Below are 14,445 nucleotides of genomic sequence, written 5' to 3' on the forward strand. Positions count from 1 at the left end.
CCTCTCTACAAAAAGTAAAGTAAGGTACAGAAGTGTACCTTACTTGTCTATTTTATAATACTTTTGATGTAGCTGGAAAGTTCTTCGATTGCCATCTCTTGTGACTCATTCGTTTGGCGAACCTTTACCTCTACAATGCCTTCCTCTGCTTTTTTACCTACTGTAATACGAATTGGGAAACCAAATAAATCAGCATCGGCAAACTTTACGCCCGCACGCTCTTGACGATCATCCAATAGTACATCATAACCTTCTGCTATCAAAGCTTCGTAAATCTTCTCTGCTTTTTCACGTTGTACATCGACTTTTACATTAACAGGAATGACATGTACAGTAAATGGCGCAACCGCTGCAGGCCATTTTAAACCATGCTCATCATTATATTGTTCAGCAATCGCTGCGACCGTACGCGACACACCAATGCCGTAGCATCCCATAATCATAGATTGCGTTTTACCATTTTCGTCAAGATACGTCGCACCCATTGCTTCACTATAACGTTTACCAAGCTTGAATACATGACCTACCTCAATACCTTGGGCAAACTGAATAACACCTTGTCCGTCTGGAGATAGGTCCCCTTCTTGGATGAAGCGAAGATCTGCAAACTGCGCAACCGTGTAATCAATGTCAACATTAATATTAATGTAATGATATCCTTCTTCATTTGCGCCACAACATCCATTGACAATGGCACCAACTGCATGGTCTGCAATGATTTCTAAGTCTTCTGGCGCTCCGATTGGTCCAAGTGAGCCCACCGTACAGTTCATAAGCTTCTGTACTTCCTCCGCACTTGCAAGTTCAACCACAGAAGCGCCGTATAAGTTCTTTACTTTAATATCATTTACTTCATGATCTCCACGCACAAGAACCATAACGAACTTATCATCTACTTTAAAAATCATAGATTTAAAGCATTTGGTTGGGTCAAGCTGCAAAAACTTTGATACATCAGCAATTGATTTTTGATTTGGCGTTTCTACTTTTTTGGCAGCCTGTACAGCTTCTGTACTTTTTTCATATGTAGCGACCACTGGTGCCATTTCAATATTCGCAGCGTAAGAAGATGTATCAGAGTACGCAATTGTATCTTCACCAATATCAGATAGCACCATAAACTCATGCGTATCTTTTCCGCCCATTGCACCGGAATCTGCAATAACAGCGCGGAAATTCAAGCCGCAACGACTAAATATATTTGTATATGCTTGGAAGAGGCGATCATACACTTCATCTAAACTTTCCTGCGATGCATGGAAGGAATACGCATCTTTCATTAAAAATTCGCGCCCGCGTAGCAAACCAAAACGAGGTCTTTTTTCATCACGGAACTTTGTTTGAATTTGATATAAAGTCACCGGCAAACGCTTATAGGATTTAACCTCATCACGCACAAGTGCGGTAATTACCTCTTCGTGTGTGGCACCAAGCGCGAAATCGCGCTCATGTCTGTCCTTCATACGCATCAGTTCTGGTCCATAAGAATACCAACGGCCGGATTCTTGCCATAATTCTGCAGGCTGAAGGGCAGGCATTAAAAGCTCCAATGCTCCAGCGCGTTCCATCTCTTCACGAATAATTTTTTCCACATTATGCAATACCTTTAAACCAAGAGGCAAGAAGCTATAAATACCAGATGCGTTTTGACGCATAAATCCTGCTCGCAATAACAACTGGTGGCTTTTCACCTCGGCGTCAGCCGGCACTTCGCGAAGTGTCGGGCTGAAGATCATACTTTGTCTCATTGTATTCGCACCTCTTTATCCAAGTTCAACTTATAAAAAGAATTTTTTAATATCGTTCCATGTAACAACCAACATCAAAAGCATAAGAAGCGCAAATCCAACAAAATGGACCATTCCTTCTTTTTGTCTGTCTAATGGTTTTCCTCGCAATGCTTCTACAAGGAAAAACATTAATCTTCCTCCATCAAGTGCCGGAATTGGGAGCAAGTTAAACAAGCCAAGATTGACGCTTAATGCAGCAGTCAGACCTAATAAATTGACAAGCCCTGATTTGGCAACCTCACCTGTTAAATTGTAAATGCCGACGGGACCTGACAATGCATCAATAGAGAATTGTCCTGTTATCAGCTGTACTAAAGAAACAAACACGAGCTGTGTCATGCGAATTGTTTGTTCAAAGCCTAGCTTAACAGAACCCAACAATGATTTTTCTACCGGAGGATATACACCAATTCGCCCTATATCTTCATTCCCCTCCTGCTCTGCAGCAGGTACCAACTTTACAGTAAGATTTTCAGTATCACGTGTGATATCCATTGTTAATTCATTGCCAGGGTTTTTCCGAATTAGAGTTGTTACATCTTTCCAAGATTGCATCTCTACTTTATTAATTGCACGGATTTCATCACCTTCTTGTAGACCCGCTTTATCGGCAACCCCATTCTCTACTAATTTTCCAATTTCCGGTCTATCTACAGGGATTCCTTGTACAAGCCCAATAATCATGAACAAAATAAACGCTAAAATAAAATTCATGGCAGGCCCAGCAAAGATTGTAAGTGCACGTTGCCCTAAGGATTTAGATGTAAATTGACGGTGGTACGGCGCAATTTGAATTTCTTCTCCCCCAGCCACATAACGTGCTTTTTCATCTACCACAAAGGTTTGTGGTGAATCTTCATACTCTTCATAGCCAGTAACTGTTAGTTTGTGTTCAAGATCTGCATGCTCAACTTCCAATATGCGTGCATTTGGATATCGCTCCATGTTATCTAGCACAATTTTTTCTACAGCACCGCCCCTGTTCAATAACAGTGCTACTTTCGTCCCAGGTTTTAACTCGATTGTCTCAGGATCTTCTCCTGCCATACGTACATAACCACCAAGAGGTAACAGACGAATGGTATAGACTGTCTCGTTTTTCATAAAAGAAAAAATCTTAGGCCCAAAACCGATTGCAAATTCACGACACAGAATGCCTGCACGCTTTGCAAAATATAAATGACCGAGTTCATGAAAGAAAACAAGTACACCAAAAACTACGATAAAGGCAATCGCTGTATTCACTTCCATAACCACCTTTTCTAAATTTGTTCCAACACAAACCTTCTGGTCTCTTCATCAATCATACAAATTTCTTCTAAGGACGGATTGTGTACAACGACATGTCGTTGCATGGCTTCTTCAATTAAATCTTCAATCTGTAAAAAACTGATTTTCTTGTCCAAAAACGCTGCAACGGCTGCCTCATTCGCAGCATTCATTACGGTAGGTAAGCTACCGCCTGTTTTACCTGCTTGAAAAGCAAAATCCAAGCAACGAAATCTTTCCAGGTTCATCTGCTCAAAATGCAGTGCGCCAACTTCCCACAATCGTAAGGATTGGCCCGAAAGTGGTAAACGGTTTGGATAAGTCAGTGCATATTGGATAGGTACTCGCATATCCGGTGTACCAAGCTGTGCAATCACGCTTCGATCTGAGAATTCTACCATGGAATGAATGATACTTTCCTTATGTAATAACACCTCAATATTTTCATAAGCTACATCAAACAGCCAATGCGCTTCAATTACCTCAAGACCTTTATTCATCATAGTAGCCGAATCAATGGTAATTTTCGCTCCCATGGACCAATTAGGATGCTTAAGTGCATCTTCTACTGTCACATGCTGTAAATCATCACGCGTTTTGTCACGGAAGCTACCGCCTGATGCTGTTAAAATAAGCTTTTCAATGCAATTGTAATTTTCACCGTTTAAGCATTGAAAAATAGCAGAATGCTCACTATCTACCGGAATGAGGGGTACATTTGCTTGGCGTGCGGCAGCTGTAACGAGATGTCCTGCGGTTACAAGTGTTTCTTTATTCGCAATTGCAATTGTTTTTTTGGTTTCAATAGCACGTAGTGTTGGTACTAGTCCGATACTACCCATTACTGCGTTAACAAGTATATCAGCATCGTACAAAGCAACTTCGACTAAGCCATCTTCACCATAAACAACTTTAGTGTTGCCAGCAATGGAACGCAACCGTTCTGCATCTGCTTTATTTTGTACAGATACAAGTTCTGGTGAAAACTCAGCTAGCAGCTGCTGAGCAAAATCCACGTTACGCCCGACAGAAAAGGCTGTAAGCTGAAATACATCCTTATGTTCTCGAATAACATCAATCGTTTGCGTTCCGATGGAGCCGCTCGCCCCCAATAAACTGATTTTCTTCATTACAAACAGCTCCTCAAATGAAATGCAAAAAGTGTAGCAGCGGCAATACAAACAGCAAGCTGTCAAATCGATCTAAAATACCACCGTGCCCCGGCAAGATTTTACCGGAATCCTTAACACCATAATGGCGCTTAAATGCTGATTCAACAAGATCGCCAATTTGTCCAAAGGCAGACACTGCCACAGTAACAGCGATTAAAAAGAAAATATGATCGCTAATCGGCACAAAGGCATTATATATAAGTGCAATTACTACTGCACAAAGGATACCGCCTACTGACCCTTCTACCGTTTTATTGGGACTAATCTCTGGCCACAATTTTCGTTTTCCTATTGCTTTACCTATAAAATACGCTCCTGTATCCGTTGCCCAAATGATAAAAAACGCATAAAAAATATACTCAAGGCCACTGCTGCGCGTTTCATTCATATAGTAAAAGCCCATCGCCACATAAATAGTAGCCGTTAACAAGAAGGAAGCATCATCAAAAGTAAATGTATTCTTAGATAGGACTGTATATGATAGTAACAATAGCACAATGATAAATGTAATCTCAACCTTGGTGATTTCAAGACTGCCAAACAAGTCGACATGGCTTGGAATTAAAATGAGCCATAGTAACAATCCTGTTAACATAGTAGGAAGAGAAACAAACGACAGTCCTTTCATTCTAATAAGCTCAAATAAACCGATTGATGCCAGTGCATAAATAGCAATGGTGAACAAGAGCCCCCCGTACCATACAACTGGTACAAACACAGCAATTGCGATGAGCGCTGTAATAATTCGCTCCTTCATAAACGATACCTCGCTTTCTTATACCCCTCCGAACCTGCGTCCTCTTTTTTGGAAGTTCAAAATTGCTTCAAGCAAATGCTCCTCCGTAAAATCAGGCCAGAATACATCCGTAAACCAAAGCTCTGTATACGCGATTTGCCAAAGCATAAAATTGCTGATGCGAATCTCACCACTTGTTCGGATAAGTAAATCTGGATCTGGCAAATTCTTTGTCATTAAGTAAGAGGAAACCAATTCTTCGGTAATCTCTTGTGGATGTAAGTTTTCCTCCTTACTAGCTGTAACCAAATTTCGGATGGCATAAACCATTTCATCACGACTACCATAGTTTAACGCAAAATTTAAAATTAAACCGGTATTATCCTTTGTATCATCCATCGCTTTTTTAATGGCAGCACGGGTATGTGTAGGGAGACCTTGTTCATGGCCAATTAATCGCACCTGCACATTTTCTTCTACAAGTTCCGGTAAAAAGGTACCTAAAAACTCCTGAGGTAACTTCATGAGGAAATCTACTTCTTGTTTAGGACGTTTCCAATTTTCTGTAGAAAACGCATACAGTGTAAGCACCTTTACACCCATTTCATTAGCGAATTTTGTTATTTTACGAACAACCTTCATTCCTTCATGATGCCCCGCAATACGCGGCATTGCTTTACGCTTTGCCCAGCGACCATTACCATCCATAATAATAGCGATATGCTCAGGAACATACCCTTTCTTAGCTTCCTTCACCATCTCTTCAAACGATTGATTTCGCTCTCGAAAGAAAAACTTCTTTAACATATTGAAACCCTCCACGAGCTCAGGTATTCCTTAAAAGTGTAAAAAGACCCCCTTACGCAGAGGGTCATGCCAAAAGTATGAGTTATACTTCCATAATTTCTTTTTCTTTTGTTTTTGAGATTTCGTCAATTTTTACGATGTGCTTATCTGTTTCTTTTTGAATGGTGTCTGTATGTCCACGCAATTCATCTTCTGTAATCTCACCGTTTTTCTCAAGTTTCTTTAATTCATCGTTTGCATCACGACGTACGTTGCGGACCGCAACTTTTGCATCTTCAGAATACTTTTTAACAACCTTTACCAATTCACGACGACGCTCTTCTGTTAGCGCAGGGAATGCAATACGAATGACAGTTCCATCGTTTGTTGGGTTAATGCCAAGGTCTGATTTTAGAATTGCTTTTTCAATGTCACTGATAGAAGACTTATCGTATGGCTGAATTACCAACAAACGCGCTTCTGGTACCGTAATGTTTGCCAACTGAATAACTGGTGTTGGTGCACCATAATAGTCAACTGTAATCTTTTCTAAAACAGATGCGCTTGCACGACCTGCACGAACTGTACCAAGTTCTCTTGAGAATGCTGAAATTGCTTTGTCCATTTTATCTTTTGCATTCGTTAGTACTTGCTGTGCCATTATTATTTCCCCCTCACAATTGTGCCAATATTTTCACCAAGAACCGCTCGTTTAATGTTGCCTTCTTCCATAATAGAAAACACAATTAACGGAATATCATTATCCATACATAAAGAAGAAGCTGTAGAATCCATTACACCTAATCCTTCTTTTAATACGTCTAAGTATGTTAACGTATCGTACTTTGTAGCAGTATCATCTAGAGATGGATCTGCAGTATATACGCCATCAACATTATTTTTTGCCATTAAGATAACATCTGCTTCAATTTCCGCAGCACGCAATGCCGCTGTTGTATCTGTAGAGAAATAAGGATTACCTGTGCCTGCTGCAAAAATTACAACACGTTTTTTCTCTAAGTGACGAATTGCTTTGCGGCGAATATAAGGTTCTGCTACTTGTCTCATTTCAATAGACGTTTGCACGCGCGTTTGAATACCTAAATTCTCCAAGCTATCTTGAAGAGCTAAAGAGTTCATAACCGTAGCGAGCATCCCCATGTAATCCGCATTTGCACGATCCATGCCCATTTCGCTTCCTGTTTTTCCACGCCAGATATTGCCGCCGCCTACTACTACAGCAACTTCTACTCCTAGTTCTGCTACTTCTTTTACTTGCTGTGCTACAGACTTAATCACAGCCGGGTTGATTCCAAAGCCGTGCTCTCCAGCCAATGCTTCCCCGCTCAATTTGAGCACGACACGATTGTATTTCGCTTGCATAACGAACCTCCGTACATCTTTATTTTAAAAAAGGGAACACCATGTGTCCCCTCGTTTGTATTAGTTGTTACCTTTTACTTGGTTCATTACTTCTTCAGCGAAGTTGTCTTGACGCTTTTCAATACCTTCTCCTACAGCATAGCGTACGAAAGATTTTACAGTTGCGCCCTTAGACTCAGCAAATTTACGCACTTTCATATCTGGGTCTTTGATGAAAGATTGATCAAGTAAGCAAATATCTTCAAAGAATTTGCCAAGACGACCTTCTACCATTTTCGCAACGATATTTTCAGGTTTACCTTCGTTAAGAGCTTGTTGTGTTAATACTTCACGCTCACGAGCAATTTCTTCCTCTGTTACTGCGCTACGATCGATATATTTAGGATTTACAGCCGCGATATGCATAGCAATATCTTTTGCAGCTGCTTCATCAGTTGTTCCTTCAAGAAGCGTCAATACGCCGATACGACCACCCATATGAAGGTAAGCACCAAATGCATCGTTGTCACCTTTTGTCACAACTTCAAAACGACGAAGTGTTAGCTTTTCACCAATTTTAGCAATTGCTGTGTTGATGTGCTCTTCTACTACTGTACCGTTATCCATTGTTTGTGTAAGAGCTTCTTCTACAGTAGCTGGTTTTTTAGCTAGCAAATGTGAAGCAAGTTCTTTTGTTAACGTTTGGAAACCTTCGTTTTTCGCAACGAAATCTGTTTCAGAGTTAACCTCAAGGATAACAGCTTCATTTCCATTTACTTCAACATACGTTAAACCTTCAGCAGCGATACGATCAGCTTTTTTCGCAGCTTTTGCAATACCTTTTTCACGAAGAAAATCAATTGCTTTTTCCATATCTCCGTTTGTTTCAGTCAACGCTTTTTTACAATCCATCATACCCGCGCCTGTTTTTTCGCGAAGTTCTTTTACCATTTGTGCAGTAACTGCCATAGTTTTCAGCCTCCTAATTTTATGTATATAAAAGTATGTGTTATCGTGTAAAAAAGGTGATAAAAGGCATTACCTCTTATCACCTTTCAGCTTTCTTACGCAGTAACAGTTTCTTCCCCTTGTTTCACTTCAAGGATTGCGTCTGCCATTTTAGATGTAAGAAGTTTTACAGCGCGAATTGCATCATCGTTTGCAGGAATTACATGATCAATTTCATCCGGATCACAGTTTGTATCAACAATACCGATTAGAGGGATGTTCAATTTACGAGCTTCTGCAACTGCAATACGCTCTTTACGAGGGTCAACGATGAAGATCGCATCAGGAATTTGTTTCATGTCCTTGATGCCGCCCAAGAATTTCTCAAGACGCTCTAATTCTTTTTTAAGCTGAACAACTTCTTTTTTAGGAAGCACATCGAAAGTGCCATCTTCTTGCATTCTCTCAATGTCTTTCAAACGCTTAATACGCTTTTGAATTGTTTGGAAGTTTGTTAACGTACCACCCAACCAACGTTGGTTAACGTAGAACATACCTGCACGAATTGCTTCTTCTTTAATAGCATCTTGTGCTTGTTTTTTTGTACCTACGAAAAGAATTGTACCACCGTTTGCAGCGTATTCTTTCATTACGTTATAAGCTTCTTCAACCTTTTTAACTGTTTTTTGAAGGTCGATGATGTAGATGCCGTTACGCTCTGTGAAGATATAACGCTTCATTTTTGGGTTCCAACGACGAGTTTGGTGACCGAAATGTACACCAGCTTCAAGCAATTGCTTCATAGAAATTACTGACATGATTTGTTCCTCCTGAAATGGTTTTTTTATCCTCCGTCCACTTCACCTCTAAACACAACCGCAAACGCAGCACCAGTGCTTAAATCTGTGAACGTGTGTTGTGTATTCACACCATTGAATACTATAGCATAACACGGTACGACAATCAAGTCGAAAATCTGTTAATTCTACAATAACCTATCTTTTAAGTTACAGTTCACTATCAGTATAGCCTTTTTTGGCGTCATCAAACCAAAAACCTCTCCTGTAGCGGAGAGGTTTCATATTAGTTAGCTTTTAGTTTTGCAAGTTCTAGTAAAAACTTGTCATTTAATACTTTAATATATGTGCCCTTCATACCTAAAGAACGAGACTCAATTACGCCCGCACTTTCTAATTTACGTAACGCGTTTACAATTACAGAACGAGTGATACCCACACGATCGGCAATTTTACTTGCAACAAGCAACCCTTCAGTACCATTTAATTCGTCAAAAATATGTTCAATTGCTTCTAGCTCACTGTAGGACAAAGAGCTGATAGCCATTTGCACAACCGCTTTACTGCGGGCTTCTTCCTCAATTTCTTCTGCTTTTTCACGCAGAATTTCCATTCCTACTACCGTTGCGCCATATTCTCCTAAGATTAAATCATCATTTGAAAATGAGTCATGCAAACGCGAAAGGACTAGTGTACCTAGTCTTTCACCACCGCCGACAATTGGAACAATTGTTGTTAGACCTGTTTTGAACAATTCCTTGTTTTCCACAGGAAATGCAGTGTATTGACTCTCCACATCAAGGTTTGCAGACGTCTCAGTGATGTTAAATAAGCTTTTTGTATATTCTTCTGGGAATTGACGCTCCGCAAACATTTTCTTCATACGATCATTTTCAATTTGTTCATGAACTTGGTAACCAAGTAATTTTCCGCGACGACTTACAATAAAAACATTTGCCTCAATTGCTTCGCATAAAGTGTCCGCCATTTCACGGAAATTAACAGGTTTTCCTGCCGCCTGTTGTAGCAATGCATTAATCTTTCTTGTTCTCTCTAATAAAGCCATGATACCTTTTTCCTCCTAAAATTTCGAGATATTTTCTTGTGTTTGGAAACCGGGACGAACTAACTTGACCATGCGTTACAAAATAAATTGACTTACATCTTTGTTTCTTGCTATCGTCGCCAACTTCTCTTCTACGTATTGGGGAGTAATTTTAATATGTTCCATCGTAATTTCTGAAGCTTCAAACGATAAATCTTCCAAAAGCTTTTCCATAATAGTGTGCAATCTTCTTGCCCCGATATTGTCCGTATCCTGGTTTACTTGATAGGCAATCTCAGCTATTTTACGAATAGCTTCGTCAGAAAATTCAATTTCTATACCTTCCGTTGCCAATAATGCCTTATATTGCTTTAACAAAGCATTGTCGGGCTCAGTTAAGATCTTCACAAAATCTTCCGTAGAAAGTTTCGTCAACTCAACGCGAATTGGAAATCTTCCTTGTAACTCCGGAATCAAATCCGAAGGTTTTGAAATATGAAAAGCGCCGGCTGCAATAAATAAGATATGATCTGTTTTAATTGGGCCATACTTTGTTGAGACGGTAGACCCCTCCACAATTGGAAGAATATCTCGCTGAACGCCTTCACGCGAAACATCAACACCACCGGATTGCTTACCAGCTATTTTGTCAATTTCGTCTATAAAGATAATGCCAAGCTGTTCTGTACGGTAAACAGCTTCTTGTGTAACTTCGTCCATATCAATTAAGCGCTGTGCTTCTTCATTTGTCAATACTTTTCTCGCTTCTTTTACGGAAAGTTTTCTCTTTTTCGTACGCTTTGGCATAAAGCTACCCAGTGCATCTTGAAAATTCATACCCATCTGTTCCATACCTGTACCCTGCAGCATATCAAACATTGAGCTTTGTTGTTCCTCTACTTCTACAGTAATGATAGTATCTTCAAGAAGCCCTCCCGCTAACTTTCTTTCCATCTCTTTACGCTTTTGAAGCAAGGTAGTTTCCTCTTGCTGTGGTTCTGTCTGGCTACCCGTATTTTGACCACCAAATAACATCTCTAGCGGGTTCTTAAAAGTATTCTGCTTTTGCGGACCCGGAACCAAAATCTCCAAAATACGTTGATTTGCTTGCTCCTTTGCCTTGTCCTGTACACTTGCTACTTTTTCTTCTTTAATAATGCGGACTGATGTCTCAGCTAAATCTCGAATCATCGATTCGACATCGCGCCCTACATATCCTACCTCAGTGAATTTAGTTGCTTCAACTTTAATAAAAGGCGCACCCATTAATTTCGCCAAGCGACGAGCCACTTCTGTTTTACCAACACCTGTAGGACCGATCATCAAAATATTTTTAGGCGCAATTTCATCGCGAATTCCTTCATCAAGCAAGCTTCTGCGATATCGATTACGCAAGGCCACAGCGACTGCTTTCTTAGCATTTTCTTGACCAATGATATATTGATTGAGTTTCTCTACAATTTGACGCGGGGTAAAATGCAAATGCATATGAATACGCCTCCTTTACAGTTCCTCAACGATAATATTTGAATTTGTATACACACAAATATCAGCAGCAATATCAAGACTGGCTTTTGCAATGTCAGCAGCCGTTAAATGTTCTCCCGCATACTGCTTAAGAGCCCTCCCTGCAGAAAGCGCATAATTACCGCCAGATCCGATTGCTAAAATTCCATCATCAGGTTCAATCACTTCCCCTGTACCTGACACAAGAAGCATCGTTTGTTCGTTCATGACAATTAAAAGCGCTTCAAGCTGGCGAAGCATTTTATCACCACGCCACTTTTTAGCCATTTCAACAGCTGCACGTTGCAAGTTTCCATTGTACTCCTCAAGTTTGCTTTCAAACATTTCAAACAGCGTAAAAGCATCCGCGACCGAGCCGGCAAATCCCGCCAATACCTTTCCACCAAACAGTCTGCGCACCTTACGCGCAGTGTGCTTCATGACAACGGCATTTCCCATCGTTACTTGCCCGTCACCGGCCATTGCACAGCGACCGTTATGTTGCACAGCAAAAATAGTAGTTGCATGAAAAGTTCCCATTTCCAAACTCCTTTGCACTTTATTTACTCATATTACTATATGAGCACATCGCCGTTTATATTTACGCTCTTGGATGATGTTGCATATATACAGAACGAAGTCGCTCCTTTGAAACATGTGTATAAATTTGTGTCGCCGCTAAGTCTGTATGTCCGAGCAACTCTTGGACCGTCCGCAAGTCCGCTCCTTCATTGAGCATATGTGTGGCAAATGTATGGCGCAACACATGCGGACTCATACGTACTGTCAAAGAGGTTTTTTTTATCATCTCACTCAGTACATGCCGAACACCTCTATCTGTTAAAGGACCACCTTTAGCGTTCAGAAACAACTTATCAGTGCTATGTTTTTTCAATACTTCCCTTCCTTGAGAAATATACAGCTGCAAACTCTCCCGCGCATATGTCCCGAAAGGTACGTAACGTTGTTTATTACCCTTTCCCGTAACAAGAATCGTTTCCATATCAAAATCTAAGTCACCCAGTGTTAAACCACAGCATTCACTTACACGTATCCCAGTCGCATACAAGAGCTCTAGCAACGCTTGATTGCGTTGACCTAGAGGTTTACTTACATCCGCAACTTGAAAAAGATGGTGCAATTCCTGTTCATATAAAAACTTGGGTATTGCCTGCTCTTTCTTTGGGGCAGACGCAAGGGCGAATGGATTTTGCCCACAATATCCTTCTCTCATGAAGAAACGATATAAGCTGCGCAAACAGGAAAGCTTCCTAGCTACTGATCTTCTTGACATCTTTCTCTCGTGCAAAAACGTTAAATACAGTCTCACATCTTGATATGTAACGGTTAACAACGATGGAATTGCTTCCGTTGTCATGAATAATAAAAAATCTTTAATATCTTCACTATAGTTAATAATTGTATGCCTGGAATAGTTTCGTTCAATCTGCAAATATTCAAAAAAGGTTTGCAACAGCTGTTCTTGACTCACGTGTATCACCTCCGGATAAGAAAAGGACAAACGCTCTTTCCGTAGTAAGAATTTTCCACTTTCCATGAAGGTATCGACGCACAATGACTTGTAGTGAAGCAGTAAAATAAATACTTCCAACGTCATACTTTTCTTTTTCCGCAAGAAAGGCTACTAAATTGTAGCACAATCCAGTAGCCCTTGCAAGAAACTTAACTAAATATTTACAAAATTTTGAATTGTTTCTAGAGCGCGTCCAGCATACGCTTCATAGCGCTCTGCTTTTCGCTTCACTTTTGTTTCAAGTGGTGCAAACAAACCAAAATTCGCATTCATTGGCTGGAACGTTTTCGCATTTGTTGATGTAATATAATGAGCCATACTCCCCATTGCTGTAACAGGAGGCAATATCACCAACTCTTCTCCTTTTACGAGCCTTGCAGCATTAATACCAGCCAGCAAGCCGGAAGCAGCAGATTCTACATACCCTTCTACTCCTGTCATTTGACCCGCAAAGAATAAATCATCACGGCCTTTATACTGATATGTTGGACGAAGCAGTTTTGGTGAATTGATAAATGTATTGCGATGCATCACACCATAACGAACAATTTCGGCATTTTCCAAACCCGGAATAAGTTGCAATACTTCCTTTTGCGGTCCCCACTTTAAATGTGTTTGGAAACCCACAATATTGTATAGTGTACCAGCCGCATCATCTTGTCTTAACTGTACAACTGCGTGCGGTACTTTTCCTGTTTTCGGATCTTCAAGGCCGACAGGTTTCATCGGTCCAAACAAAAGAGTTTGCTTGCCTCGCTTTGCCATAACTTCAACCGGCATACATCCTTCAAAGAAAATTTCTTTTTCAAATTCCTTTAACGGTACAACTTCAGCACTAATTAATGCTTCGTAAAAGCGATCAAACTCCTCCTCTGTCATTGGACAGTTAAGATAAGCTGCTTCACCTTTATCGTACCTTGATTTTAAGTATACTTTATCCATATCAATACTGTCTTTTTCGATGATTGGAGCAGCAGCATCGTAAAAATAAAAATACTCTTCGCCCGTAAGCGCCTGCAGTTGATCTGATAGGGCTTTAGATGTAAGGGGCCCGGTAGCAATCACTGTCGGACCGGCAGGAATCTCTGTCAACTCTTCATGAATTACAGTAATATTGGGATGATTTTTCACATATTCTGTTACCTTTGCAGCAAATTCATGACGGTCCACTGCCAATGCACCGCCGGCAGGCACAGAGCATTCGTCTGCCGCTCGAATGATAACAGAATCAAGTCTGCGCATTTCTTCTTTGATAACACCAACTGCATTCGTTAAACTATTGGCACGCAAAGAATTACTGCAAACCAATTCTGCAAATTTATCGGTATGATGCGCAGGTGTTTGTTTTACCGGACGCATTTCGTATAGTTTCACTTTTACACCACGTTTGGCAATTTGATAGGCTGCTTCACTACCAGCCAAACCAGCACCAATTACATTAACTTCCATTTTAATCACCTTTTCCTTCAACATTTCCGTAAAAAATGTGAGCAATATGGC

At 40.4% G+C, this 14,445-nt stretch carries 14 protein-coding genes; all 14 read right to left on the reverse strand.

Features of this window, described 5'->3' with window-relative positions:
* Positions 1 to 47 precede the first annotated feature (47 nt).
* The 14 genes from MUG87_RS05835 to trmFO all read right to left on the reverse strand — a co-directional run bounded on the left by MUG87_RS05835 (position 48) and on the right by trmFO (position 14,394).
* Positions 48 to 1,748 carry a proline--tRNA ligase gene (locus MUG87_RS05835; protein WP_247086415.1) on the reverse strand — a complete coding sequence of 567 codons (1,701 nt, stop codon included), beginning with the start codon at positions 1,746 to 1,748 and terminating at the stop codon, positions 48 to 50.
* 30 nt (positions 1,749 to 1,778) lie between these two features.
* Positions 1,779 to 3,035: an RIP metalloprotease RseP gene (gene rseP, locus MUG87_RS05840; RefSeq protein WP_247086417.1), complete on the reverse strand. Its 1,257-nt coding sequence runs from the start codon at positions 3,033 to 3,035 to the stop codon at positions 1,779 to 1,781.
* Positions 3,036 to 3,052: 17 nt separating this feature from the next.
* On the reverse strand, positions 3,053 to 4,189 hold the full coding sequence (gene dxr, locus MUG87_RS05845) for a 1-deoxy-D-xylulose-5-phosphate reductoisomerase (protein ID WP_247086419.1): 1,137 nt from the start codon (positions 4,187 to 4,189) through the stop codon (positions 3,053 to 3,055).
* Positions 4,190 to 4,202: 13 nt separating this feature from the next.
* Entirely contained in the window at positions 4,203 to 4,988 is a 786-nt protein-coding gene (locus MUG87_RS05850) for a phosphatidate cytidylyltransferase (protein ID WP_247086421.1), read from the reverse strand.
* 18 nt (positions 4,989 to 5,006) lie between these two features.
* Positions 5,007 to 5,774: an undecaprenyl pyrophosphate synthase gene (locus MUG87_RS05855; RefSeq protein WP_247086423.1), complete on the reverse strand. Its 768-nt coding sequence runs from the start codon at positions 5,772 to 5,774 to the stop codon at positions 5,007 to 5,009.
* A gap of 82 nt (positions 5,775 to 5,856) precedes the next feature.
* Positions 5,857 to 6,414, reverse strand: coding sequence for a ribosome recycling factor (frr, locus tag MUG87_RS05860; RefSeq protein WP_247086425.1), 558 nt, complete (start codon positions 6,412 to 6,414; stop codon positions 5,857 to 5,859).
* 2 nt (positions 6,415 to 6,416) lie between these two features.
* Positions 6,417 to 7,136, reverse strand: a complete 720-nt coding sequence (pyrH, locus tag MUG87_RS05865) for a UMP kinase (RefSeq protein ID WP_124563662.1) — start codon at positions 7,134 to 7,136, stop codon at positions 6,417 to 6,419.
* Positions 7,137 to 7,196: 60 nt separating this feature from the next.
* On the reverse strand, positions 7,197 to 8,084 hold the full coding sequence (gene tsf / locus MUG87_RS05870; RefSeq protein ID WP_247086427.1) for a translation elongation factor Ts: 888 nt from the start codon (positions 8,082 to 8,084) through the stop codon (positions 7,197 to 7,199).
* A 95-nt stretch (positions 8,085 to 8,179) separates the two neighbouring features.
* Positions 8,180 to 8,881 (reverse strand): 30S ribosomal protein S2, encoded by a 702-nt coding sequence (gene rpsB / locus MUG87_RS05875; RefSeq protein ID WP_124563660.1) that lies wholly within the window; start codon positions 8,879 to 8,881, stop codon positions 8,180 to 8,182.
* 265 nt (positions 8,882 to 9,146) lie between these two features.
* The gene (gene codY, locus MUG87_RS05880; protein WP_247086429.1) at positions 9,147 to 9,926 is read right to left on the reverse strand and encodes a GTP-sensing pleiotropic transcriptional regulator CodY; all 780 of its coding nucleotides are present in this window, start codon (positions 9,924 to 9,926) and stop codon (positions 9,147 to 9,149) included.
* Positions 9,927 to 10,001: 75 nt separating this feature from the next.
* Positions 10,002 to 11,393 (reverse strand): ATP-dependent protease ATPase subunit HslU, encoded by a 1,392-nt coding sequence (gene hslU, locus MUG87_RS05885; protein ID WP_247086431.1) that lies wholly within the window; start codon positions 11,391 to 11,393, stop codon positions 10,002 to 10,004.
* Between the two features lie 15 nt (positions 11,394 to 11,408).
* Positions 11,409 to 11,951 carry an ATP-dependent protease subunit HslV gene (hslV, locus tag MUG87_RS05890; protein WP_247086433.1) on the reverse strand — a complete coding sequence of 181 codons (543 nt, stop codon included), beginning with the start codon at positions 11,949 to 11,951 and terminating at the stop codon, positions 11,409 to 11,411.
* Between the two features lie 61 nt (positions 11,952 to 12,012).
* Positions 12,013 to 12,903, reverse strand: coding sequence for a tyrosine recombinase XerC (gene xerC / locus MUG87_RS05895; RefSeq protein WP_247086435.1), 891 nt, complete (start codon positions 12,901 to 12,903; stop codon positions 12,013 to 12,015).
* A gap of 195 nt (positions 12,904 to 13,098) precedes the next feature.
* Entirely contained in the window at positions 13,099 to 14,394 is a 1,296-nt protein-coding gene (trmFO, locus tag MUG87_RS05900; protein WP_290429019.1) for an FADH(2)-oxidizing methylenetetrahydrofolate--tRNA-(uracil(54)-C(5))-methyltransferase TrmFO, read from the reverse strand.
* Between the last annotated feature and the right edge of the window lie 51 nt (positions 14,395 to 14,445).

This window comes from Ectobacillus sp. JY-23 (assembly GCF_023022965.1).
Lineage (GTDB): Bacteria > Bacillota > Bacilli > Bacillales > Bacillaceae_G > Ectobacillus.

Coding starts and splice junctions, on each gene's coding strand:
- dxr (WP_247086419.1), bottom strand. CDS start 4,189: ATGAAGAAAATCAGTTTATTGGGGGCGAGCGGCTCCATCGGAACGCAA.
- hslV (WP_247086433.1), bottom strand. CDS start 11,951: ATGGGAACTTTTCATGCAACTACTATTTTTGCTGTGCAACATAACGGT.
- codY (WP_247086429.1), bottom strand. CDS start 9,926: ATGGCTTTATTAGAGAGAACAAGAAAGATTAATGCATTGCTACAACAG.
- pyrH (WP_124563662.1), bottom strand. CDS start 7,136: ATGCAAGCGAAATACAATCGTGTCGTGCTCAAATTGAGCGGGGAAGCA.
- tsf (WP_247086427.1), bottom strand. CDS start 8,084: ATGGCAGTTACTGCACAAATGGTAAAAGAACTTCGCGAAAAAACAGGC.
- rpsB (WP_124563660.1), bottom strand. CDS start 8,881: ATGTCAGTAATTTCTATGAAGCAATTGCTTGAAGCTGGTGTACATTTC.
- trmFO (WP_290429019.1), bottom strand. CDS start 14,394: ATGGAAGTTAATGTAATTGGTGCTGGTTTGGCTGGTAGTGAAGCAGCC.
- MUG87_RS05855 (WP_247086423.1), bottom strand. CDS start 5,774: ATGTTAAAGAAGTTTTTCTTTCGAGAGCGAAATCAATCGTTTGAAGAG.
- frr (WP_247086425.1), bottom strand. CDS start 6,414: ATGGCACAGCAAGTACTAACGAATGCAAAAGATAAAATGGACAAAGCA.
- MUG87_RS05850 (WP_247086421.1), bottom strand. CDS start 4,988: ATGAAGGAGCGAATTATTACAGCGCTCATCGCAATTGCTGTGTTTGTA.
- MUG87_RS05835 (WP_247086415.1), bottom strand. CDS start 1,748: ATGAGACAAAGTATGATCTTCAGCCCGACACTTCGCGAAGTGCCGGCT.
- hslU (WP_247086431.1), bottom strand. CDS start 11,393: ATGCATTTGCATTTTACCCCGCGTCAAATTGTAGAGAAACTCAATCAA.